This window comes from Actinoplanes cyaneus, assembly GCF_016862095.1.
Taxonomy (GTDB): domain Bacteria; phylum Actinomycetota; class Actinomycetes; order Mycobacteriales; family Micromonosporaceae; genus Actinoplanes; species Actinoplanes cyaneus.
The window spans coordinates 89,407-112,225 of record NZ_BOMH01000028.1; the positions used below are offsets into that span (position 1 = coordinate 89,407).

Genomic DNA, 22,819 nt, shown 5'->3' on the forward strand with positions numbered 1-22,819 from the left:
TCAGTTCTCCTTAGCGGAACGGAGCGTGGCGGTGAAGCGCAGGTCGCCCCCGATCTGCGCGATGTCGGTGAAGTCGAGCTCCAGGGCGTCGGCGATGGTGCCGATGCCCGCGTCGACCAGGGCGGGACGGCCGGCGCCGAGCAGTTTCGGCGCGACGTAACCGATCACCCGGTCGACCAGGCCGGCCGCGAGGAACGCGCCGGCCAGGGTCGGGCCGCCCTCCAGCAGCACGTTGCGGATGCCGCGGGCGTAGAGGCCGGCCAGGACCGCGGTCAGATCGACGCGGCCGTCCGGCCCGGTGCCTGCCTCGGCCGCGGTCACGATCCAGGTGGGCGCTGCCGCGTCACGGACCCGGGCGTTCTCCGGGGTACGCCCGTGGGAGTCGACGACCACCCGCAACGGCTGCTTGATCGCCAGCGAGCCGTCCCGCAGGTCACGAACGGTCAGCTGCGGGTCGTCGGCGATGACCGTGCCGACCCCGGCGACGATCGCGTCGACCGTGCTGCGCAACTCGTGCACGTCGAAGCGGGACTCGGCCGAACTGACCCACTGGCTCGTCCCGTCCGCCGCGGCCGAGCGGCCGTCCAGCGTGGCGGCGAACTTCCAGGTCACGAACGGGCGGGTGCGGCGCACGGCGGTCAGCCAGGCGATGTTGCCGAGCTCGGCCTCGGCGCGGCGCACCCCGGTCTCGACCTGCAGGCCGGCCGCTCGCAGGGTGGCGGCGCCGCCGGAGGCCACCGGGTTCGGATCGTCGACGGCGATCACGACGCGGCGCAGGCCGGCCTGGATCAGCGCCTCCGAGCAGGGGCCGGTGCGGCCGGTGTGGTTGCACGGCTCCAGCGTCACGACGCAGGTGCCGCCGCGGGCACGTTCGCCGGCCTGGGCGAGCGCGACGATCTCGGCGTGCGGGCCACCGGCGTACGCGTGGAAGCCCTCGCCGACCACCTCGCCGTCAGGACCGAGCAGCAGGCAGCCGACGACCGGGTTCGGGCTGGTCGTGCCGAGGCCCCGGCCGGCCAGCGCGATCGCGCGGCGCATCGCCTCGTCCTCGGTCACCATCTGCGTCGTCGTCCTCTCGCGCCGTGCGCCACGCGAGGATCGCGCGGCCGTGACAGCCGCGCACCGGAGCTCGCGGCCCTGGTAGCCGCGAGGAGAACCACACGGCCGTGACAGCCGCGCATCGGAGCTCGCGCGGCCCTGGTAGCCGCGTGACTTTCGCCGCGCGGCCGTTTCACGCGCGACGAGCTTGAGGGGAGAAAACGCCAGGAATCGGGCACGGTGGGTACGCTTCGCGCACCCCGGCCGGATGTCGCCCTCATCGAGGACGCACCCGCGGATGTGGCCCTGCCGAGGGCACACCCGTCCGATTCCGCGCGCTGTCTCCCATCCGGACTGTCTGACCGAGCTTGTGCCCGATCAACCGTCGGCCCCGGAGTCTCACCAGGTCCACCGGCCGCTGGTGGTAGCAGCGTCCGGGTCGCGGGCTTACCGCCGCTTGCGCAGCAGATCACCGCCGGTTCGGAATTTCACCGAGTCCCGCCAGCGCGTGGTGGGTTACCCCCGAGTCTTGCACGCGATCGCGTTTTTGCCACCCCAGGCGTCGCCGATCTCACAAAGGCTTGCCCACCATGGCGCTGACCAGGGCGGCAGCGTGCTCGATCTCGTCCTCGGTGTTGTAGTAGTGCGGCGAGAACCGGACCATCGGCGGCGGATTCCGATCCTCGGTGTCGAACTGCTGGTGCGCCGGGACGGTGCTGGTCACGTTCACGCCCGAGGTGGCCAGCCGGGCCATCACCTCCTCGGACCCCACCCCCTCGACCGTGGCGGTGACGATCGCGCACTGACGGCGCCCGAGGTCGTGGACGGTCACGCCGGGAGTGTCCTCCAGGAGCCCGCGCATCCGGTCGCCGAGCTCGGCGTTGCGCTTGCCGATCTCGTCCAGCCCCAGGTTGAGGGCCTGATCGACGGCCGCGCCGAGGCCGAGCACCGCGGCGTAGTTCATCTCCCACGTGGAGAACCGCTGCGCGCCGGGCACCCATTCGAACCCGCGGGCCCCGTCCCAGTCGGCCGACTGGATCTCGACGAGGTGCGGGTCGAGCCGGTCCAGGATGCCGCCGCGCACCCACAGGAACCCGGTGCCGCGCGGCCCGCGCAGGAACTTGCGCCCGGTGCCGCAGAGGAAGTCGCAGCCGATCTCTTCCACGTCGACCGGGAACTGCCCGACCGATTGGGTGGCGTCCAGCAGATAGGGGACGCCGGCGGCGCGGGCGATGCGCCCCACCTCGGCGGCCGGGTTGACCAGGCCACCGGCGGTCGGCACGTGGGTGATCCCGATCAGTTTCGTGCGGTCGTCGATCAGCTCACCCAGCGCGTACGTGTCGATCTGCCCCGATTCGTCGTTGGGCACGACCACGATCTCGGCGCCGGTCCGCCGCGCTGCCTGCAGGTAGGCCAGAACGTTGCTGCCGTACTCGTTACGGCCGGTCAGCACCCGGTCGCCGGCCCGCAGCGGCACCGCGTAGAACGCCGCCTGCCAGGCATGCGTCGCGTTGTCGAAGAGCGCGATCTCGTCGGAGCGGCCGCCGAGCAGCTCGGCCAGCCCGGAGTGGACGCGGGCCACCCGGCCGGCTGCCGCGCCCGCCGCCTCGTAGCCGCCGAGCTCGGCCTCGAGCCGCAGGTGCCCGACGACGGCGTCCAGGGTCTCCTGCGACATCAGAGCCGCGCCCGCGTTGTTCAGGTGGATCCGATGGCGGCACCCGGGAGTGCCGGCACGAAGCGCGTCGACGTCCATGCCCCGAGAATTTCAGACCGGGCGGCGCCGCGCGACTGCGTAGACAGTGTCTACCCACTCTGGTAGACACTGTCTATGCCTCCTGACGACGCCTTACGTGATCGACTGGTCCGCGTCGGGGCAGAATTGTTGCGTACGGAAAGTCCCGGGTCCCTCTCACTGCGTGAGATCGCGCGCCGTGCCGGCGTCTCGCACGGCGCCCCCCGCCGCTACTTCCCGACCCACCTGTCACTGCTGTCGGCCATCGCCCGATCCGGGTTCGCCGAGCTCTCCACGCAGATCACGACAGCCCTGCGGTCCACCCCGGAAGATCCACGATCGAAGATCAGGACCATTGCCCAGACGTACGTACGGTTCGCCGCCGCCAACCGCAGCATGTTCGAGCTGATGTTCCGGCACGACCTGTTGTCCAGCGGTGGCGAGCTCGGCCTGCGTGACGCCTCCCTCCCGCTCTTCCGGCTCTTCACCGACCTGGTCGGGGCCGCGCGTCCGGCCTCCTGCGAGGTGCCGCCGCAGGTGACCGCCGCGGCGCTGTGGGCCGCCCTGCACGGCACCGCCCAGCTGTGGAACTGGGGCTCGCTGACCCTCGCCACCGAGGCCACCGACCCGATCCCGTTCGTCGACGCCACCCTGACCGCGCACCTCGGCCCGGAAGGTTCCCGATGACCCGCATGCCGCCCCTCTACGCCGGCGCCCACCGGACCATCGGCGCCCTGCTGCGCACGCTCTGGCCGACGACCGTCACCGGGCTGGAGAACATCCCGGCGGACACCGGCGCGATCCTGTGCTCCAACCACCACGCCATCGCCGACCAGCTCTTCCTCGGCGTCAACACGCCACGGCACATCGCGTTCTGGGCGAAGGCGGAGTACTTCCGGGCGCCCGGCGTCCGCGGGAACCTGACCCGGCGGGTCGTCACCGGGATGGGCGCCATCCCCGTCGAACGGGCCGGCGGGCGGGCCGTGCTGGCCGCCTTCGACGCGGCGATCCCGATCCTGCGGGCCGGCGGCCTGGTCGCGGTCTTCCCCGAGGGCACCCGGTCACCGGACGGCCGGCTCTACCGCGGGCGCACCGGCGCGGTCCGGCTCGCCGCGCAGGCCGGCGTCCCGGTCGTGCCGGTCGGCATCCGTGGCACCGACCAGGTCCGCCCCGCCGGCCGGCGCCTGCCCCGGCGTCACCCGATCAGCCTGTCCTTCGGGCCGCCGATCCCGGTCGAGGTGAACTCCGCCCTGGATGCGCGCCGCCTCACGGACGACCTGATAGCCGCGATCCAATCGTTGACCGCCCAGGAGTACGTCCCGGCCTACGCCCCACGCCCCGCCTGACCCCGAGCACGCCGATCCCGCGACCCGCGCGCCCAGACGACAAGCCCCGCCCCACGCACAAGCCGCGAGCCGCGCCCCACGCAACAAGCCGCGAAGCGCGCCCCAGGCGACGGGTCGCGAGCCGCGCCCCACGCAACAAGCCGCGCCCCAGGCGACGGGCCGCGAGCCGCGCTCCGGGATCGGCCAGCGGCGCGGCTCGCGGTCTCCGGCTGGTGCTCATGGTCGTTATTCGTGCCTCATAACGACCATGAGCGCCAGCCGGGAGAGGGAGCCGCGCCGCCGCCGGGACCACCGCCTTCGCCGCGGGCTTCGACGGGCGGGGCCTGCCGGCGGGGTCGATCCGGCCGGCCACGCTGCGGTCCGGGTCGGCCATCCAGGCGGACGCCGTCGACCGCACCACGCCGGGACCGGGGTGGACGGGGTTTCTGCTCTGACCGTGCCCCGCCACGGAGGCCGCCCTGGAGGGCTGAGCGTTCTGGGCGCGCCAGCGCCCTGCTCGGCCCGGAAGGGTCCCCGCGGGAGCGACGGTCCGGACCACAGCGGAGGCAGGCAAGGAAGATCTTGACCTTGATCTCCGGGTTATTCGGTCTCCCGGCGGCGGTCGATCGCGACGTAGGAGCCCGGCTGGGACTTCGCGACCTTCTTCATCTCCGAGGCGACCGCGATGACCATGCGCGGGTCGGCGAACTGGCGGCCGCCGGCGGTGGCCTGGGCGACACCGATCGAGAGCGTGACCAGGGCGGCGCGCTGCTTGTTGCCGCGGCGGTCGGGGACCTCGATGTAGCCGCGTTGGGCGTCCTTCTGGTCGTAGAGCCGGTCGGCGGCGGACTCGAAATCGGTCACCATGCTCTTGGTGAGCGGCAGCACCTGATCCGGGTGGCAGATGAAGACGAAGTCGTCACCGCCGATGTGGCCCAGGAAGATCGACGGCTTGCCGGTGGAGGCGCTGGCGCGCTGCAGGCTGCGGGCCATGGCACCGATGAACTCGTCGCCGCGGTCGAAGCCGTAGACGTCGTTGACACTCTTGAACCGGTCGATGTCGATGTAACCGACCGAGTAGTCCCCGCCGTTGCGGATCCGGTCGGCGATCTCACGCCGCACGCGGGCGTTGCCGGGCAGGCCGGTCAGCGGCGAGACCTCGCGGAACTCCTTGTTGCGCTTCAGCGTCGTGGAGACCCGGGCGATCAGCTCGGCGGTGTCGAACGGCTTGGTCAGGTAGTCGTCGGCGCCGGTGGTGAGACCCACCACCTTGTCGCCGGTCATGCTCTTGGCGGTCAGCATGATCACCGGGAGCGCGGAGGTCAGTGGGTCGGCGCGGAGCGCGCGGATCAGCTCGACGCCGTCCATCCGCGGCATCATCCAGTCGACGACGGCCAGGTCGGGGCGGTGATCCTCCATGAGGTCGAGCGCCTCCTGCCCGTCCCGGGCGCGGATCACCTCGAAGCCGTGCACCTTGAGGTTGAACTCGACGAAGCTCGCGATGTCCTGATCGTCGTCGACGACCAGGATGAGGTCGGGTCGTTGCTCCTCGGCGTCGAGCCCGAGGTCGTCGACCACGGGCCCCGGCTCGGCAGTACTCACATCGAGTTCCCCATGCGCTCGGCGGCCAGTGCACGAAGCTTACGCACGGCCTCGGCCGGATCGGCAGCCCCATAGACGGCGGTGCCCGCCACGAACGCGTCCGCACCCGCCTCGGCGGCCTGGGCGATGGTGTCCGCCGCGATGCCGCCGTCGACCTCCAGCCGGATGTCGAGGTGGCCCACGGAGATGCGCCGGCGCACGTCACGCACCTTGTCGAGCATCTCGGGCATGAACTTCTGCCCGCCGAAGCCGGCCTTGATCGTCATGATCAGGACCGTGTCCAGATAGGGCAACAACTCCAGGTACGGCTCCACCGGGGTGTCCCGGTCGATCGCCAGGCCGGCCTTGGCGCCCGCCGCGCGCAGCGTCTTCGCCAGCGCCACCGGGTTGTCACAGGCCTCGGCGTGGAACGTCACGTTGTACGCCCCCGCCTCCGCGTAACCCGGCGCCCAGCGCTCCGGGTCGGTGATCATCAGGTGCACGTCGAACGGGATCGTGGTCGCCTTGCGCAGGCTCTGCACGATCGGCAGGCCGAGCGTCAGGTTCGGCACGAAGTGGTTGTCCATGACATCCACGTGCACCCAGTCCGCCGCCCCCTCGATGGCGTGCACTTCCTCGGCGAGCCGGGAGAAGTCGGAGGCGAGGATGCTCGGCGCGATGATCGGCGATGACGTCACCGGAAAAGTGTATGACCCCGCCGGGAGAGGGCCACCCGAAGGCGGCCCTCTCCACCGGTCAACTCGTGCGGCGCAGGACCGCCAGGAACATCGCGTCGGTGCCGTGGCGGTGCGGCCACAGCTGCACCGTCGGGCCGGCGCCCAGGCCCGGCATGCCCGGCGGCAGCAGCGGGCGGGCGTCGACGAAGTCCACCTCGACGCCGCTGCGGCGGGCGCCCTCGCTCACCGTCACCTGAGTCTCGACCATGTGCGGGGAACACGTCACATACGCCACCACGCCGCCGGGGCGGACCGCGCGCAAGGCCGCGACCAGCAGCTCCCGCTGCAGCCGGGTCAGCGGCGGCAGGTCGGCCGGCTGCTTGCGCCAGCGCGACTCCGGACGGCGGCGCAGCGAGCCCAGCCCGGTGCACGGCGCGTCGACCAGCACCCGGTCGAACGCCTCCTCCGGCAGGTCCGGGTCACGGCCGACCGAACGCCCGTCCATCGGGAAGACCGTGACCGGCATGCCCTCGGTGGCCTGCTCGACCAGGCGGGCCCGGTGCTCGGCCACCTCGACGGCGGTCACCTCGGCGCCACGGCCGGCCGCGATCGCGCCGATCAGGCCGGTCTTGCCACCCGGGCCGGCGCACAGGTCCAGCCATTTCGTGTCGCGGCCCTCGACCGGGGCGGCGAGCAGGGCCGCGGCGACGAGCTGGGAGCCCTCGTCCTGGACGTGGGCGCGGCCGTCGCGGATCGCCGCGAGGTCACGCGGGGCGCCGCCGTTCAGGTACACCGCGTACGGCGAGAAGGCGCCCGGGACGCCGTTGACCTCGTCGGCCAGCTCGACCGCGTCGGACCGGCCCGGACGGGCGCACAGGTGCACGGCCGGCGGCTGATTGTCCTCGATCAGCAGGCGCGCGGTCTCCTCCAGGTCGCCGCCGAGCGCCTCGGCGAACGCCCGCACGATCCACTGCGGATGGTGGTGCTGCACCGCGAGGCTGCCGACCGGATCGTCCTCGTACTTCGGGGTGACCCGCTCCAGCCACGCGTCGAGGGTCGTCTCGGAGATGGTGCGCATCACCGCGTTCGCGAAGCCGGACGCGCCCGGGGCCACCGAGCGGACCAGGTCGACGGTCTGGTTGACAGCGGCGTGCGACGGGACCCGGGTGTAGAGCAACTGGTACGCCCCGAGGCGCAGCGCGTCCCGGGCCGGCGGGTCGATCCGCGCGACCTCACGGCCGGCGGCCTGCGCGATGATCAGGTCGAGGGTGCCGATCGCGCGGAGCGTCCCGTAGGTCAGCTCGGTGGCGAACGCCGCGTCCCGCCCGTGCAGGCCGAACCCGTCGAGGATGTCGGAGAGGACCAGGTTCGCGTACGCGTCGTCGCGGTTGACGGCGGCGATCGCCTCATACGCCGCCTGGCGCGCGGGGTCGGACGGCGGCCGCCCGGCCCGCGGCGCCCGGCCGCTGCGCTGATCACGATGATCGCCCGGCCCGGACGGCCGGCGGGGGCCTGCGCTGTGCGGCCGTGAAGCCCTGTGCTCGGTCACTGAGGGCCTCCATCGGCGTGCTCTTCTGGCTCTTGCTCCGCTGCGGTGCAGTCGATCACGCCAGCCGCTCCCCTGCTTCGATACGCATTCCCCGCGCCCAGTCGGTCGCGGCCATCGGTTTCTTGCCCGCCGCGCGGACCTCACCCAGCTGCACCGGCGTCGTCGCCGTGCCGGCCAGCACCTGGGTGCGCTCGACCCGCAACTCGCCCGGCTCCAGGTGCGGCGCGTTCGCAATCGGCCGGACCGGGCCCAGCTTCAGCCGGTCGTCGCGCAGTGTCGTCCACGCGCCCGGCGCCGGGGTGCACGCCCGGATCCGCCGGTCCACCGCGAACGCCGGATCGGTCCAGCGGACCCGCGCGTCCTCGGCGGTGAGTTTCGGCGCCAGGCTGACCCCGTCGTGCGGCTGCGGGTGCGCCCGGGCGGTGCCCGCCTCGATCGCGTCCAGCACCGCGACGAGCAGGCCGGCACCCTCGTGGGCAAGCCGGCCCAGCAGGTCACCGGACGCGTCGTTGAAGCGGATCTGATCGGTGAGCGTGCCGTAGACCGGACCCGTGTCCAGGCCCGCCTCCAGCTCGAAGACGCTCGCGCCGGTCACCTCGTCGCCGTGCAGGACGGCGTGCTGCACGGGCGCGGCACCACGCCAGGCCGGCAGCAGCGAGAAGTGCAGGTTCACCCAGCCGTGCTTAGGGATCTCCAGCGCGGACGGGGGAACCAGCGCCCCATACGCCACGACGGGGACACAGTCGGGCGCGAGCTCGCGCAACCGAGCCTGGAACTCGGGCTCGCGCGGTCTCTCCGGCGTGAGCACCTCGATGCCACGCTCGTCGGCCCACGCGCCGGCCGGGGACCGCAGCAGGCGACGGCCACGACCGGCCGGGGCGTCCGGCCGAGTGACCACGGCGAGCAGCTCGTGACCGGAGGCGGCGATCGCGTCCAGGCTGGGCAGCGCCACCTCGGGCGTGCCGGCGAAGACCAGGCGCATCAGCTCACCGTCCCAGCCCGAAGATGCCCCGGCCGTGCGGGCTCTCCTTGACCGTCGGGGGCTTCGCGGCGTCATACCACTCCGCGGAGCGGATCTGCTTCATCGCTTCCTTGCGGGCGGCCGAGTCCAGCCTGTCCAGGAAGAGCACACCGTCCAGGTGGTCGGTCTCGTGCTGCACGCAGCGGGCCATCAGGCCGGTGCCGACCAGCTGGATCGGGTCGCCGTGCTCGTTGAAACCGTTCGCCACCACGTTCTGCCGGCGCTTGGTGTCGATGTAGACCCCCGGGATGGACAGGCAGCCCTCGGGCCCGTCCTGCTCCTCCTCGTCGGGGAACGACAGCACCGGGTTGACGATGTGCCCGACCACGTCGTCGACGTCGAACGTGAACACGCGCAGACCCACGCCGAGCTGCGGGGCGGCCAGGCCGGCGCCGCCCTCGTCGAGCATCGTGTCGGTCAGATCCTTGACCAGTTTGCGCAGTTCCTTGTCGAAGTCGACAACCGCGTCGGCCTCAGTGCGCAGCACCGGGTCGCCGAAGAGACGGATGGGCTGGACAGTCACTCGGCGGAACTCCTGACTATGAAAAAACGGCTGCCGAACAGTCTACGGACCTAGAAGAGCTCGGCCGGGTCCACCTGGATGCGGACCGCGACCGCGGCCTTACGCGCACTGCGCACCCCGGCCGCCACGTGCAGCGCGTGCGCCAGGCCGGCGGCCCGCGAACGGGACACCCGCAGCAGCATCCGCTCCTGGTCGTCACGGGCCGGGACGGGGCCGAGCTGCTCGGTGCCGTCCGGCAGATCGGCGATCGTCAGCAGCTCGGCGACAGCCGGCGCCGGGCCGGTCACACTCGCCATCCGGGCCGCCGGCGGGAAGCCCAACTCGCGACGTTCGGCCAGCTCACGGGCGGCGAACCAGCCCGGATCCCAGCGGAGCAGGGCCTGTACCGGGGCCAGCGAGCCGTCCGCCACGACGATCACCCGGCCGCCCTGCCCGGCGGGACGGGCCAGCGCCGACGCGTTCAGCCAGCGGCGCATCGTCTCCTCCGCGGCGCGCAGATCGGCCCGGCTCAGCAGCGCCCACGTGTCGAGCAGGAGCACCGCCCCGTAACCCCCCTCGGCCACCGGCTCGGCGCCCGGGGTCGCCACGACGATCGCCGGGGTGCCCTTCACCGTGTCCAAGATCTCGTCCCGTCCGGACGTGCGCACCGGCACACCCGTGAACGCGCGACCCAGCTCCTCCGCCGTGCGCCGGGCGCCGACGACCGAGGCGCGCAGCCGCCGCTCGCCACAGGCCGGGCACTCGTAGGCCGCCGAGCCGCGCCCGCACCAGTGACAGATCGGCACGTCGTGCGCGCCCTGCAGACCCAGCGGCCCGGAACAGTGCGGGCAGCGCGCCGGGGTGCGGCACTCGGCGCACGCCACCGACGGCAGATAGCCCCGCCGCGGCACCTGGACCAGCACCGGATGCCCCGCCTCCAGCGCCTGCTTCGCGGTCAGCCAGGCCAGGCTCGGCAGGCGGGCGGTCACCGCGCCCGGATCGCGGGCGAGCTGCGGATCGTCCCCGGTCGGCGAGATGGCCGGCTGCCGTCGCCGCAGGACACCACGCTCGGCCACGATCTCCCGCGCCCATCCGGTTTCCAGCAGGAGCTGACCTTCCCCGGTACGGGCGAAGCCGCCGACCAGCGCGGCCGAATCCGCCAGCTGCGAGCGGGTGAGCAGCACCTCCCGCGCGTGCGGGTAGGGCGAGCGCGGCTCCGCGTGCAGGTCGTCCCCGTCGTCCCAGATCACCACCAGCCCGAGATCACGCGCCGGGGCCCACATCGCGGCCCTGGTCCCGGCGACGACCGGCACCTGGTGGCGGCTCGCCGCCAGGAACCGCCGGTAACGCTCGGCCGGGCCGAGAGCCGCGTTCAGCGCGACGTGCCGGCCCTCGCCCAGCACCGCGCCGAGCGCCCGGTCGACCCGGTCCAGGTCCCGCGCGTCGGCGACGACGATCACCACGCCACGGCCGCCGCGCACGGTGGCGGCGGCGGCCTCGGCGATCCGGGCCGGCCAGTCCTCCCCCGGGAGGGCGGACCAGACCGCCCGGGCGGGGCGGCCCTCCTCCAGCGCTTTCAGGTAGGCCGGGCCGGTCGCATACGCATCCCAGCCGCCGGGTGCCGGGGGCCGGAACTCCGGGGGCGCGTCACCACTGAGCGCGGCGGTGACCTGGCCGGATCCGTCTGCGACGGCCGGCCCGGGGCCCTCCACCGCTATCGACCCGGATCTGTCGACCGCAACCGGCACCGATCCCTCCGCCGCGACCGGCCCCGACGCTGATCCGTCCGCCACGGCCGACCCCGGCCCATCCAGCGCGGCCGACCCGGATTCGTCCGCCACCATTGACACCGGTCGATCAGCCGCGGCCGGGCCTGATCCTTCCCCCGTGAATGACCCGGTGCCGGGTTCCTCCCGCGCCGGCAATTCGGACTCTCCGGGCGCGTCGGGCACACCGTCATCCGCCGGGTCGGCGCGCTCCCCCGAGCCGGTGGCCTTGATCGACTGCGTTTCCACCCGGGCGTGCCGCGGAGGGACCGCCAGACGCAAGACGTCGGCCAGGCTGCCGGCATAGCGGTCCGCCACCGCGCGCGCCAGCCGGGCGATCTCCGGGTCGAGAACCCGCTCGGCGGAGACGACCTTCTCCAGATAGGCCAGCTTGCCCTGATGATCGGAGGCCTCGGCCCGCTCCAGCAGGAACCCGCTCACCAGCTGCCCGGCGAAGCGCACCTTGACCCGGACGCCCGGCTGCGCGGCCTCGTCATCCGCGCTCGGGACCAGATAGTCGAACGGGCGATCCAGATGCGGGAGCTGGACGTCGACACACACTCGCGCCACCGGCAGACGCTCTGCCGGCTCTCGTTCCGCTCGCACACCCCTGGCACCCATCGCCGAACATTCTGCCCGGCCCCTCCGACAACTTCCGGGCGGAGATCAGGCGCGGCCCCGATCAGTGAGCCAGCCAACTCCCCAGCCACCGTCCGCCGCCGGTCTCCCCCAGCCACCACCCACTGCCCGTCGGCGGTCACCGTCCCTGCTTCCCAGCCACCATCCGCCGCTGGTCACCGCCCCGGCCGCCACCCACTACCCGCCGCCGGTCACCGTTCGTTGCTTCCCAGCCACCATCCGCCGCTGGTCACGGCTCCGGCCGCCATCCAATGCCCGCCGCCGGTCACCGTTCGCTCGCCGGGCGATCGCCGTTGTCGGTCGCGGCCGCGGGGCCCGTTCCGGTCCGCTCACATCGCTCTCGATTTGGGGGGTACGCGGTCGGCTGGCACTCACGGCTGCAAAACCACACCGAAGCAACCCTCAGCACCAGCCGAGCAGCGCGAGCTGGCACTCACGGCTGCAACACGACGCCAACACAACCGTCAACACCAGCCGGACAAGCCGAGCTGGTGCTGAGGGGTGCAACGCAAAACGGCGCCCGTCGATGGGCGCCGTTTTGCGTATGCGGGTGGGTCAGGAAGCGGCGTTCTTCAGGTCCTGGGCGCGCTCGGTGCTCTCCCACTTCAGGTCCGGCAGCTCACGGCCGAAGTGGCCGTACGCAGCGGTCTGCTGGTAGATCGGGCGCAGCAGGTCCAGGTCGCGGATGATCGCGGCCGGGCGCAGGTCGAAGACCTCCTTGATGGCCTTCTCGATGCGGTCGACCGGGACGTTCTCGGTGCCGAACGTCTCGACGAACAGGCTGACCGGGTGGGCCTTGCCGATCGCGTACGCCACCTGGGTCTCGCACCGCTCGGCCAGGCCCGCGGCGACGACGTTCTTGGCGACCCAGCGCATCGCGTACGCCGCGGAACGGTCGACCTTGGACGGGTCCTTGCCGGAGAACGCGCCGCCGCCGTGCCGGGCGTAACCGCCGTACGTGTCGACGATGATCTTGCGGCCGGTCAGGCCGGCGTCGCCCATCGGGCCACCGATCTCGAAGCGGCCGGTCGGGTTGACCAGCAGCCGGTAGCCCTCGGTGTCGATCCCGAGGCCCTCCAGCTCCGGGTTGATCACGTGCTCCCGCACGTCCGGGGTGAGCAGCGAGTCCAGCGAGATGTCCGCGGCATGCTGCGAGGAGACGACGACCGTGTCGAGGCGGACCGGGCGCAGCCCGTCGTACTCGATGGTGACCTGGGTCTTGCCGTCCGGGCGCAGGTACGGGATAAGGCCGTCCTTGCGGGCCACCGACAGGCGGCGGGCCAGCCGGTGCGCGAGCGCGATCGGCAGCGGCATCAGCTCGGGCGTCTCGGAGCACGCGAAGCCGAACATCATGCCCTGGTCGCCGGCGCCCTGCTGGTCCAGGATGTGCTCGGAGTCACCCTCGCGCAGCTCGATGGCGCTGTCCACGCCCTGGGCGATGTCCGGCGACTGGGAGCCGATGGAGACCGAGACGCCGCAGGACGCGCCGTCGAAGCCCTTCTTCGACGAGTCGTAACCGATCCGCAGAATGGTGTCGCGCACGATGCTGGGGATATCGGCGTAGGCCTGGGTGGTGACCTCGCCCGCTACGTGCACCTGGCCGGTGGTGATCAGGGTCTCGACCGCGACACGGCTGCGCGGGTCCTGCGCGAGCAGGGCGTCGAGAATCCCGTCGCTGATCTGGTCAGCGATCTTGTCCGGGTGGCCTTCCGTGACCGACTCGGAAGTGAACAGGCGGCGTGCCACGGTGCTCCTCAGTTGTCGAAAACAGGTAACGCGGAAGTGTAATCAGAGCGGCTGACCGTCACCGACCTGGGCATCGAGCCGGTCCACGACGTGGTCGAGGATCCTACCCGCCACATCGTCTTTGGAGAGTTCGTCGTGGGCCTCGGTGAGACCGTCCGCGCCCAGCACCGTGACCGTGTTCCGATCCTGGCCGAAGACGCGATCGACGCCCACCTCGTTGACGACGATGAGGTCTGCCCGTTTTCTTACCATTTTCACCCGGGCGTGCTCGATCGCGTCGTGCGTCTCGGCGGCGAACGCCACGAGCACCTGCCCGGGACGCTTGGCGGCGCCCAGCTCCGCGGCGATGTCCGGGTTCGTGACCAGGGTGATCGGCGCCGGCGTACCGTCGTCGGACTTCTTGATCTTCTGATCGGCGACCGTCGCGGGTCGGAAGTCCGCGGGCGCGGCGGCCATCACCACCACGTCCGCCGAGGCGAACGCCTCGACCGTGGCCTTGCGCAGCTCCTCGGTGGTGCCCACCCGGATCAGCTCGGCGCCGGCCGGATCGGGCAGCGTCACGTTCGCCGCGACGAGAGTCACCCGGGCGCCCCGGGCGAGCGCGGCGCGGGCCAGGGCGTAACCCTGCTTCCCCGACGAGCGGTTGCCGAGGAAACGGACCGGGTCGAGCGGCTCACGCGTCCCGCCGGCGGTCACCACCACGTGCCGGCCCTCAAGATCTTTCTTCAGGCCATTCCTCAGTACGCCCAGCGCGTACTCGAAGATCGCCGAAGGCTCCGGAAGCCGGCCCTTGCCGGTGTCCTTGCCGGTGAGCCGCCCCACGGCCGGCTCGATGACGAGCGCGCCACGCGAGCGCAGAGTCGCCACGTTGGCCCTGGTCGCCGGGTTCTCCCACATCTCGGTGTGCATGGCGGGGGCGTAGACGACCGGGCACGTCGCGGTCAGCAACGTGTTGGTGAGCAGGTCGTCGGCGATCCCGTGGGCGGCCTTGGCGAGGATGTCGGCGGTGGCCGGGGCGACCACGACCAGCTCGGCGACCCGGCCGATCCGCACGTGCGGGACCTCGTGCGCGTCGTCCCAGACCTCGGTGGCGACCGGGCGGCCGGAGAGCGCGGCCCAGGTCGGCGCGCCGACGAACTTCAGTGCCGAGGCGGTCGGCACGACGCGGACCCCGTGCCCCGACTCGGTGAACAGGCGCAGCAGCTCACACGCCTTGTAGGCGGCGATCCCGCCGCACACACCCAGGACGACTTCGGTCACGTCACGACTCCAGGTTCACGACGGGCGACAGCACCCGCTGCTTCGCGGGAGCCACCCCCGGACCGGCAAATAATGCGAATGCCCCCGGCTCGCGATTTCCGCGAACTGAGGGCATCCAGGCGTTCGGCTCAGGGGTGGTCGGTCGGCTCTGCGGTCAGGAGACCCGCGTTGATCTCGCGCATCGCGATCGACAGCGGCTTCTCCTGCGGCGTGGTCTCGACCAGCGGCCCCACGTACTCGAGCAGACCCTCACCGAGCTGGCTGTAGTAGGCGTTGACCTGGCGGGCGCGCTTGGCCGCGAAGATCACCAGCGAGTACTTCGACGAGGTCTTGTCGAGCAGCTCGTCGATCGGCGGGTTGGTGATGCCCTCGGGGTTCGCGACAGTTCCCACTTTTCAGAATTCCTTAATGCTAGCTGGCGCTAAGAATGACGAACCGAGCAAGCCTACCAGCTCGTCGGCGGCACGCTCGACGAAGTCGTTCACGACCGTGTAGTCGAACTCGGCCTCGGCGGCCAGTTCCTCGTCGGCGTGGGCCAGGCGGCGGCGGATCGTCTCCTCGTCGTCGGTGCCCCGGCCGATCAGGCGGCGTTGCAGCTCCTCCTTGCTCGGTGGAGCCAGGAACACCAGCTGAGCGTCCGGCGAGGAGGCCCGCACCTGGCGGGCGCCCTGCAGGTCGATCTTCAGCAAAACGGGCCGGCCCTGCTGGAGCCAGCCCTCGACCTGCGCGCGGGGCGTCCCGTAGAGGTTGCCCGCGAATTCCGCCCACTCCAGCAGCTGTCCGCCATCGATCAGGCGCTGGAACTCGGACCGGGTCACGAAGTGGTAGTGCTCGCCGTCGGTCTCGTAGTCGCGTTTCTTGCGTGTCGTGACCGACACCGACAACCGGATCCAAGGCGAGCGCGCCCGGATCAGCTCGATCACGCTGTCCTTGCCGACCCCGGAGGGGCCGGACAGGACGGTGAGGCGTGCTGCCGGGCGCGCGTCGTCATCCATGCTCACGGCTCATTCCTACACGAGCCGATGAGTCAGTTCGCAGCGAACTCCCCCAGGAGGGCCTTACGCTGCTGGTCGCCGAGACCCCGGAGCCGGCGGCTCTCGGCGATCTTCAGCTTCTCCATGATCTGGGTCGCGCGGATCTTGCCGATGCCCGGCAGCGCCTGAAGCACGGCCGAGACCTTCAGCTTGCCGACGACCTCGTCGCCCTCCGCGCGGTCAAGCACGGCGGCGAGGGTGGTCTTGCCGGACTTGAGCTGTTCCTTCAGCTCAGCCCGAGCCTTGCGAACTTCCGCAGCCTTCTCCAGCGCGGCAGCGCGCTGCTCGGGGCTCAGTGACGGGAGCGGCACCAGTTCTCCTCAGGTCCCTATCGCGGCGGTAGTTCAATACCGGCGCTTCTGTGAAACGTGGTGTGCCAGGGAACCAAAGGGGCATGTGGTTCCCGGCGCCGGGAAAACTAGCGGTCATCGGCGCGTTCGGCAACGTGGGGGTACCCCGGCGCCCGGCCCGCTACGCAGGCTGTTTCACCCGAGCGCGGCTCGGCAGTCGTCCAGAACACGGTCCGCGGCGGCCCGCAGACCGGCGATCTCCGGGCCTTCCGAGAGGACTTCGCGTGAGTACGACGGCAACACGTTGTGCAGGCTTTCGCCGAAGACGGAACGCAGGTCATCGGGAGTCCCGCCCTGCGCTCCGAGGCCCGGCGCGAGCAGCGGGCCGTTGACGCCGGCGAGGTCGTGGCCGGTCTTCCCGATCGTCGCGCCGACCACCAAGCCGAAACTTCCGAGAGGGCTCATACCCGCGTTGAGCTGGGAAATCTCATCTATGACGGTTTGCGCGACGGTCTTCCCACCTGGGCCGACGGCGTGCTGGACGGAAGCGCCCTCCGGGTTCGACGTCAGCGCGAGAACGAAAATTCCGGCCCCCGTGGCGGTCGCGAGATCGAAAGCCGGCCGCAACGAGCCGACCCCGAGGTAGGGACTCACAGTAATCGCGTCGGCGCGCAGAGTACTCGCTGGATCCAGGTACGCGGAGGCGTACGCGGCCATCGTCGAGCCGATGTCGCCCCGCTTCACATCGAGGATGACGAGCGCCCCGGCCTCCCGGGACTGTCGGATAGTTGACTCAAGAATCGCGACGCCACGTGACCCAAATCTCTCAAAAAACGCGGACTGCGGCTTCAGAACCGCCACCCGATCGGCCAGCGCCTCGACCACCGTACGGGCGAAGCGTTCCAGGCCGGCGACATCGTCGGTAAGGCCCCATCGGGCGAGCAGACCCGCGTGCGGATCGATGCCCACACACAGCGGTCCCCGGGTCTCGATCGCCGCGTGCAGCCGTTCGCCGAACGTTTCCATGTCGCGCTCACTCCTTCTGTGTCAGCCGGCCGCCACCGCGGCGGCGATTCCCGCGGTAATGCGGGCCACGTCCGTCTCGTCGGTCACGTACGGCGGCATGGTGTAGATCAGGTCCCGGAACGGCCGCAGCCACACGCCCCGCGCGACGGCGGCCGCGGTGGCGCGGGGAACGTCGACGTCGTGGTCGAGCTGGACGACGCCGATGGCGCCCAGGACGCGGACATCAGTGACGCCCGGAGCATCGCGCAGCGGCTCCAGACCGCTCCTGAGACCGTTTTCGATCAGCCGTACGCGATCCGCCCACCCGCCGTCGGCCAGCAGCCCCAGGGACGCGTTGGCGACCGCGCAGGCGAGCGGATTGCCCATGAACGTCGGCCCGTGCGCCAGTCCCCCGCCCTCACCGGCCGAGATCGCCCCGGCCACCGCGGGAGTGCACAGCGTGGCGGCGAGCGTCAGGTAGCCACCGGTGAGCGCCTTGCCCAGGCACAGGATGTCCGGGCTCACGCCGGCGTGCTCGCCCGCGAAGAAGCGACCGGTCCGCCCGAAGCCGGTGGCGATCTCGTCGAAGATCAGGAAGATGCCGTGCTCGGTGGTCGCCTCCCGCAGCACCCGCAGGTACTCCGGATGGTGGAAGCGCATCCCGCCGGCGCCCTGGACCACGGGCTCGACGATCACGGCGGCGACCTGATCGGCGTACGCCGAGATCATGCTTCTGAGTGACTCGGCGTAGACGGGATCGAACTCGGCGGGCGGCGGACCGGCGAAGACCTGGGCGGGCAGCACCCCGGTCCAGAGCGCGTGCATGCCACCGACCGGGTCGCAGACGCTCATCGGGTGGAACGTGTCCCCGTGATACCCGCCACGCCAGGTCGCCAGCCTCTGCCTGCCGGGGCGGCCGAGCGCCCGTTGGGCCTGCAGCGCCATCTTGATCGCGACCTCGACCCCGATCGAGCCGGAGTCGCACAGGAAGACGTGCTCCAGGCCCGGCGGGGTCAGATCGACAAGGGTCTTCGCCAGCGTGATCGCGGGCTCGTGGGTGAGGCCGCCGAACATCACGTGGCTCATCCGGCCGGCCTGCTCGGCGAGCGCCGCGTCCAGCACCGGGTGGCGGTAGCCGTGCACCGCCGCCCACCAGGACGACATGCCGTCGACCAGTTCCCGGCCGTCGGCCAGCCGCAGCCGGACCCCGGCCGCGCTCTGGACCAGGTAGGGGTCGCTGCGGCCGGGCATCGGGCCGTACGGGTGCCAGACGTGCGCCCGGTCGAGCGCTATCAGGTCCTCGCGCCCGGCCGGGATCATCGCGCCGCGTGCGCCCGGGCCGGGCGGGCGCCCTGTGCGACCGCCTTCACCAGGTCCGGCCCCTTGTAGATGAAGCCGGAGTAGAGCTGCACCAGCGTGGCGCCGGCGTCCAGGATCCGGGAGGCGTCGTCGGCCGACATGATCCCGCCCACCCCGACGATCGGCAGCCGGCCGCCGGTCTCGTCGTGGACGAACTCCACGACCTGACGGGCCCGCTCGGTGAGCGGCTTGCCGGACAGCCCGCCGGTCTCGGCGGCCAGGTGCTGGTCACCGGGGGCCAGACCGTCGCGCGCGAGCGTGGTGTTGGTGGCGATCAGGCCCGCCGCGCCGTGCTCCAGACACACCTCGAGCAGCTCGGCGATGGCCGGCTCGGTCAGGTCCGGAGCGATCTTGACGAGCACCGGGACGGGGCCGCCGAGCTCCTTGAGCAGCGTCGTCAGGAAGTCCCGGTCCTGAAGGCTGCGCAGGCCGGGCGTGTTCGGCGAGGAGACGTTGACCGCGATGTAGTCCGCGTACGGGTGCAGCAGCCGGTACGACTCCAGGTAGTCCCCGACCGCCTCGTCCAGCGGGGTGACCTTGGACTTGCCCAGCGAGACGCCGAGCGGCACACCGATCGGACCCAACTCCGCCAGCCGCTCGGCGAGAGCTGCCGCGCCGGCGTTGTTGAAGCCCATCCGGTTGATGATCGCCTCGCTGTCGCGCAGGCGGAACAGACGCGGCTTGTCGTTGCCCGGCTGCGGCTTCGCGGTGACCGTGCCGACCTCGACGAAACCGAACCCGAGGGCCGGCCAGGCGGGCAGTGCCAGGCCGTTCTTGTCCATGCCGGCGGCCAGGCCGACCCGGTTCGGGAAGCGGACGCCGAACGCCTCCACCGGGGCGGAGAACGCGTAGCGGCGGCGCATCACCTCACGGGCGGCCGGCGGCATCGAGGCCAGCCGGTGCAGGGTCCACTCGTGCGCGGCCTCGGCGTCACCGCCGCCCAGCCGGAACAGGACCGGCCGGACGGCGCTGCGGAAGAGGTTCACTCGGTGCCCCGGAGCATCTTGTGCAGGTCCTGCAGCGGACGGACGGCCAGGTCGCCGCGCATCAGGGCCTCGATGCCCATCACCGCGGCGGCCGCGCCCGGCACCGTGGTCACGCACGGGACGTCGGCGGTGACGGCGGCGCTGCGGATCTCGTACCCGTCCTGGCGGGCGCTGGCGCCGGAGCCCTGCGGGGTGTTGATGATCAGGGCGATCTCGCCGGCCAGGATCAGCTCGACGGCGTTCTTGCCGGCGCTCTCGTAGTGCTTCGGGACGACCTCGCAGTCCACGCCGTACCGGCTGAGCACCTCGCCGGTGCCGGCCGTGGTGACGATCGTGAAGCCGAGGTCGGCGAGCCGCTTCACCGGGAAGATCATCGACCGCTTGTCCCGGTTCGCCACCGACACGAAGATCTTGCCGCTGGTCGGCAGCGACCCGTACGCCGCGGCCTGCGACTTGGCGAACGCCTGGCCGAACCCGGTGTCGATGCCCATCACCTCGCCGGTCGACTTCATCTCCGGGCTGAGCAGGCTGTCCACGTTGTTGCCGGCGAGCGTGCGGAACCGCTTGAACGGCAGCACCGCCTCCTTGATCGCGATCGGCGCGCCGGCCGGGACGGACCCGCCGTCCCGGTCCGCGATCAGGAGACCCTCGGCGCGCAGCTCGGCGATGGTGGCGCCGAGCATGATCCGGGCGGCCGCCTTGGCGAGCTGCACGCCGGTCGCCTTGGAGACGAACGGGACGGTCCGCGACGCGCGCGGGTTGGCCTCCAGGACGTAGAGGGTCTCGTCCTTCAGCGCGTACTGCACGTTCATCAGGCCGCGCACGCCGATGCCCCGGGCCAGGGCCTCGGTGTAGCGGCGGACCTCGGCCAGGTGCGAGGCGGCGAGCGTGATCGGCGGCAGCGAGCAGGCCGAGTCGCCGGAGTGGATGCCGGCCTCCTCGATGTGCTCCATCACGCCGCCGAGGTAGACCTCGCCGGTCGCGTCGCAGAGCGCGTCCACGTCGATCTCGACGGCGTCGTCCAGGAAGCGGTCGACCAGCACCGGGTGGTCCGGGGAGATCTCGGTGGCCCGCTCGATGTAGCCGCGCAGCGTGGGCTCGTCGTAGACGATCTCCATGCCACGGCCGCCCAGCACGTACGACGGGCGGACCAGCACGGGGTAACCGATCGTGTCGGCGATCGCCTTGGCCTCGTCGAACGAGGTGGCGGTGCCGTGCTCGGGCGAGCGCAGGTCGTACTCGGCCAGCAGCGCGCCGAACAGTCCCCGGTCCTCGGCGAGGTCGATCGACTCGGGCGAGGTGCCGACGATCGGGACACCGGCCGCCTTGAGCCGGTTCGCCAGGCCGAGCGGGGTCTGGCCGCCGAGCTGCACGATCACGCCGACCACGCCGGGACCGCCGGCCGCCTTGCCGGAGCTGTCCTCGGAGTGGAAGACCTCCAGGACGTCCTCGAAGGTGAGCGGCTCGAAGTAGAGCCGGTCCGCGGTGTCGTAGTCGGTGGAGACCGTCTCCGGGTTGCAGTTGACCATCACGGTCTCGAAGTCGACCCCGCGGAGCGCCTGGACGGCGTGCACGCAGGAGTAGTCGAACTCGATGCCCTGCCCGATCCGGTTCGGCCCGGAGCCCAGGATCAGCACCTTCGGCCGGTCGCTCGGCGCGACCTCGGTCTCGGAGTCGTACGACGAGTAGTGGTACGGCGTGTTCGCGGAGAACTCGGCCGCGCAGGTGTCCACGGTCTTGTAGACCGGGCGCACCCCCAGCCGGTGCCGCAGCGCCCGCACGCCGTCCTCGCCGGCCAGCTCCGGGCGCAGCGCCGCGAGCTGCAGGTCGGAGAGCCCGGAGCGCTTGGCCTTGCGGAGCAGCTCCTCGTCGAGCACCGGCGCGGCCAGGATCTCGGCGCGCAGGTCCACCAGCGCCTGGATCTCGTCGAGGAACCACGGGTCGATCCGGCCGCTGGCCGCGTGCACCTGCTCGACCGTCGCGCCGAGCCGCAGCGCCGCCTCGACGGTGTAGAGCCGGCCGTCGTGCGGGATCTTCAGGGCCTCGAGGGCCTCGTCCACGTTCTCGAAGGTCGGGGCGGTCCAGAAGCCGGCGGCCTTGGTCTCCATCGAGCGCATCGCCTTGTTCAGCGCCTCGGCGAAGTTGCGGCCCAGGCTCATCGCCTCGCCGACCGACTTCATCGTGGTGGTGAGCTCCTTGTCCGCGCCCGGGAACTTCTCGAACGCGAACCGCGGGATCTTCACGACCACGTAGTCGAGGGCGGGCTCGAACGCGGCCGGCGTCTTGAGCGTGATGTCGTTCGGGATCTCGTCCAGCGTGTAGCCGATGGCCAGCTTCGCGGCGATCTTGGCGATCGGGAAGCCGGTGGCCTTCGACGCCAGCGCCGAGGAGCGGGAGACCCGCGGGTTCATCTCGATCACGATCATCCGGCCGTCGTCCGGGTTGATCGCGAACTGGATGTTGCAGCCGCCGGTGTCCACGCCGACCTCACGGAGCACCGCGATGCCCAGGTCCCGCATCTTCTGGTACTCCCGGTCGGTCAGCGTCATGGCCGGGGCCACGGTCACGCTGTCGCCGGTGTGCACACCCATCGGGTCGATGTTCTCGATCGAGCAGACCACCACGACGTTGTCGTGCTTGTCGCGCATCAGCTCGAGCTCGTACTCCTTCCAGCCGAGCACGCTCTCCTCGATCAGCACCTCGTGCACCGGGGAGGCGGCCAGGCCGGCGCCGGCGATCTGCTCCAGGTCCTCCGGCGAGTGGGCCATGCCGGAGCCGAGGCCACCCATGGTGAACGACGGGCGGATGACGACCGGCAGCCCGATCTCGGCGACCGTCTCGCGGACCTCGTCCATCGAGTGGCAGACCCGCGAGCGTGGGGTCTCCCCGCCGGCGATCGCGACGATCTCCTTGAACAGCTGGCGGTCCTCGCCCTTGCGGATGGCGTCGACCTTGGCGCCGATCAGCTCGACGCCGTACTTCTCCAGCACGCCGCTCTCGTGCAGCGCGATCGCGGTGTTCAGCGCGGTCTGGCCGCCCAGGGTCGGCAGGATCGCGTCCGGGCGCTCCTTGGCGATGACCAGCTCGACGAACTCCGGGGTGATCGGCTCGACGTAGGTGGCGTCGGCGAACTCCGGGTCGGTCATGATCGTGGCCGGGTTCGAGTTGACCAGCGAGACGCGCAGCCCCTCGGCGCGCAGCACCCGGCACGCCTGGGTGCCGGAGTAGTCGAACTCGCAGGCCTGGCCGATGACGATCGGGCCGGACCCGATCACCATGATGTGCTTGAGATCCTCACGCTTCGGCACT

The 22,819-nt window shown here is 71.6% G+C and carries 19 protein-coding genes and 1 riboswitch; of the genes, 2 read left to right on the top strand and 17 right to left on the bottom strand.

Annotated features, from left to right (window positions below):
- Positions 1 to 1,059, bottom strand: a complete 1,059-nt coding sequence (gene ribD / locus Acy02nite_RS18290) for a bifunctional diaminohydroxyphosphoribosylaminopyrimidine deaminase/5-amino-6-(5-phosphoribosylamino)uracil reductase RibD (RefSeq protein ID WP_203742143.1) — start codon at positions 1,057 to 1,059, stop codon at positions 1 to 3.
- Positions 1,060 to 1,371: 312 nt separating this feature from the next.
- Positions 1,372 to 1,548: riboswitch (FMN riboswitch) on the bottom strand.
- A gap of 61 nt (positions 1,549 to 1,609) precedes the next feature.
- Entirely contained in the window at positions 1,610 to 2,791 is a 1,182-nt protein-coding gene (locus Acy02nite_RS18295; RefSeq protein WP_203742144.1) for an aminotransferase class V-fold PLP-dependent enzyme, read from the bottom strand.
- A 75-nt stretch (positions 2,792 to 2,866) separates the two neighbouring features.
- On the opposite strand from Acy02nite_RS18295, the gene Acy02nite_RS18300 reads away from it, so the two are divergent.
- On the top strand, positions 2,867 to 3,457 hold the full coding sequence (locus tag Acy02nite_RS18300; protein ID WP_203742145.1) for a TetR/AcrR family transcriptional regulator: 591 nt from the start codon (positions 2,867 to 2,869) through the stop codon (positions 3,455 to 3,457).
- A 5-nt stretch (positions 3,458 to 3,462) separates the two neighbouring features.
- Positions 3,463 to 4,116, top strand: a complete 654-nt coding sequence (locus Acy02nite_RS18305; RefSeq protein ID WP_203742532.1) for a lysophospholipid acyltransferase family protein — start codon at positions 3,463 to 3,465, stop codon at positions 4,114 to 4,116.
- 579 nt (positions 4,117 to 4,695) lie between these two features.
- Here the strand turns inward: Acy02nite_RS18305 and Acy02nite_RS18310 are convergent.
- The 15 genes from Acy02nite_RS18310 to carB form a co-directional block, all read right to left on the bottom strand.
- Positions 4,696 to 5,697 (bottom strand): GGDEF domain-containing response regulator, encoded by a 1,002-nt coding sequence (locus tag Acy02nite_RS18310; RefSeq protein WP_425548170.1) that lies wholly within the window; start codon positions 5,695 to 5,697, stop codon positions 4,696 to 4,698.
- Positions 5,694 to 6,374, bottom strand: a complete 681-nt coding sequence (rpe, locus tag Acy02nite_RS18315) for a ribulose-phosphate 3-epimerase (RefSeq protein WP_203742146.1) — start codon at positions 6,372 to 6,374, stop codon at positions 5,694 to 5,696. Before rpe ends, Acy02nite_RS18310 begins: the two co-directional genes overlap by 4 nt.
- Positions 6,375 to 6,432: 58 nt before the next feature.
- Entirely contained in the window at positions 6,433 to 7,902 is a 1,470-nt protein-coding gene (locus tag Acy02nite_RS18320; protein ID WP_203742148.1) for an RsmB/NOP family class I SAM-dependent RNA methyltransferase, read from the bottom strand.
- A 55-nt stretch (positions 7,903 to 7,957) separates the two neighbouring features.
- A complete protein-coding gene (fmt, locus tag Acy02nite_RS18325; RefSeq protein ID WP_203742150.1) occupies positions 7,958 to 8,884 on the bottom strand; it encodes a methionyl-tRNA formyltransferase in 927 nt (308 codons plus the stop codon).
- Positions 8,885 to 8,888: 4 nt separating this feature from the next.
- A complete protein-coding gene (def, locus tag Acy02nite_RS18330) occupies positions 8,889 to 9,446 on the bottom strand; it encodes a peptide deformylase (protein WP_203742151.1) in 558 nt (185 codons plus the stop codon).
- A 50-nt stretch (positions 9,447 to 9,496) separates the two neighbouring features.
- The gene (locus Acy02nite_RS18335; RefSeq protein WP_203742152.1) at positions 9,497 to 11,812 is read right to left on the bottom strand and encodes a primosomal protein N'; all 2,316 of its coding nucleotides are present in this window, start codon (positions 11,810 to 11,812) and stop codon (positions 9,497 to 9,499) included.
- A gap of 573 nt (positions 11,813 to 12,385) precedes the next feature.
- Positions 12,386 to 13,576, bottom strand: a complete 1,191-nt coding sequence (gene metK, locus Acy02nite_RS18340; RefSeq protein ID WP_203742153.1) for a methionine adenosyltransferase — start codon at positions 13,574 to 13,576, stop codon at positions 12,386 to 12,388.
- A gap of 42 nt (positions 13,577 to 13,618) precedes the next feature.
- A complete protein-coding gene (gene coaBC, locus Acy02nite_RS18345; RefSeq protein WP_203742154.1) occupies positions 13,619 to 14,836 on the bottom strand; it encodes a bifunctional phosphopantothenoylcysteine decarboxylase/phosphopantothenate--cysteine ligase CoaBC in 1,218 nt (405 codons plus the stop codon).
- Between the two features lie 128 nt (positions 14,837 to 14,964).
- Positions 14,965 to 15,228 carry a DNA-directed RNA polymerase subunit omega gene (gene rpoZ / locus Acy02nite_RS18350; RefSeq protein WP_067705078.1) on the bottom strand — a complete coding sequence of 88 codons (264 nt, stop codon included), beginning with the start codon at positions 15,226 to 15,228 and terminating at the stop codon, positions 14,965 to 14,967.
- Positions 15,229 to 15,231: 3 nt separating this feature from the next.
- Positions 15,232 to 15,831, bottom strand: a complete 600-nt coding sequence (gene gmk / locus Acy02nite_RS18355; protein WP_203742534.1) for a guanylate kinase — start codon at positions 15,829 to 15,831, stop codon at positions 15,232 to 15,234.
- A 32-nt stretch (positions 15,832 to 15,863) separates the two neighbouring features.
- Entirely contained in the window at positions 15,864 to 16,181 is a 318-nt protein-coding gene (mihF, locus tag Acy02nite_RS18360; RefSeq protein ID WP_067705076.1) for an integration host factor, actinobacterial type, read from the bottom strand.
- Between the two features lie 174 nt (positions 16,182 to 16,355).
- Positions 16,356 to 17,186: an orotidine-5'-phosphate decarboxylase gene (gene pyrF, locus Acy02nite_RS18365; protein WP_203742155.1), complete on the bottom strand. Its 831-nt coding sequence runs from the start codon at positions 17,184 to 17,186 to the stop codon at positions 16,356 to 16,358.
- Between the two features lie 21 nt (positions 17,187 to 17,207).
- Positions 17,208 to 18,485, bottom strand: a complete 1,278-nt coding sequence (locus Acy02nite_RS18370) for an adenosylmethionine--8-amino-7-oxononanoate transaminase (RefSeq protein WP_203742156.1) — start codon at positions 18,483 to 18,485, stop codon at positions 17,208 to 17,210.
- On the bottom strand, positions 18,482 to 19,510 hold the full coding sequence (locus Acy02nite_RS18375; protein ID WP_203742157.1) for a quinone-dependent dihydroorotate dehydrogenase: 1,029 nt from the start codon (positions 19,508 to 19,510) through the stop codon (positions 18,482 to 18,484). The genes Acy02nite_RS18370 and Acy02nite_RS18375 overlap by 4 nt, the downstream gene beginning before the upstream one ends.
- Positions 19,507 to 22,818 (bottom strand): carbamoyl-phosphate synthase large subunit, encoded by a 3,312-nt coding sequence (carB, locus tag Acy02nite_RS18380; protein ID WP_203742160.1) that lies wholly within the window; start codon positions 22,816 to 22,818, stop codon positions 19,507 to 19,509. Before carB ends, Acy02nite_RS18375 begins: the two co-directional genes overlap by 4 nt.
- Position 22,819: the final 1 nt, after the last annotated feature.

Coding starts and splice junctions, on each gene's coding strand:
- ribD (WP_203742143.1), bottom strand. CDS start 1,059: ATGGTGACCGAGGACGAGGCGATGCGCCGCGCGATCGCGCTGGCCGGC.
- Acy02nite_RS18295 (WP_203742144.1), bottom strand. CDS start 2,791: ATGGACGTCGACGCGCTTCGTGCCGGCACTCCCGGGTGCCGCCATCGG.
- Acy02nite_RS18300 (WP_203742145.1), top strand. CDS start 2,867: ATGCCTCCTGACGACGCCTTACGTGATCGACTGGTCCGCGTCGGGGCA.
- Acy02nite_RS18305 (WP_203742532.1), top strand. CDS start 3,463: ATGCCGCCCCTCTACGCCGGCGCCCACCGGACCATCGGCGCCCTGCTG.
- fmt (WP_203742150.1), bottom strand. CDS start 8,884: ATGCGCCTGGTCTTCGCCGGCACGCCCGAGGTGGCGCTGCCCAGCCTG.
- Acy02nite_RS18335 (WP_203742152.1), bottom strand. CDS start 11,812: ATGGGTGCCAGGGGTGTGCGAGCGGAACGAGAGCCGGCAGAGCGTCTG.
- gmk (WP_203742534.1), bottom strand. CDS start 15,831: ATGGATGACGACGCGCGCCCGGCAGCACGCCTCACCGTCCTGTCCGGC.
- pyrF (WP_203742155.1), bottom strand. CDS start 17,186: ATGGAAACGTTCGGCGAACGGCTGCACGCGGCGATCGAGACCCGGGGA.
- Acy02nite_RS18370 (WP_203742156.1), bottom strand. CDS start 18,485: ATGATCCCGGCCGGGCGCGAGGACCTGATAGCGCTCGACCGGGCGCAC.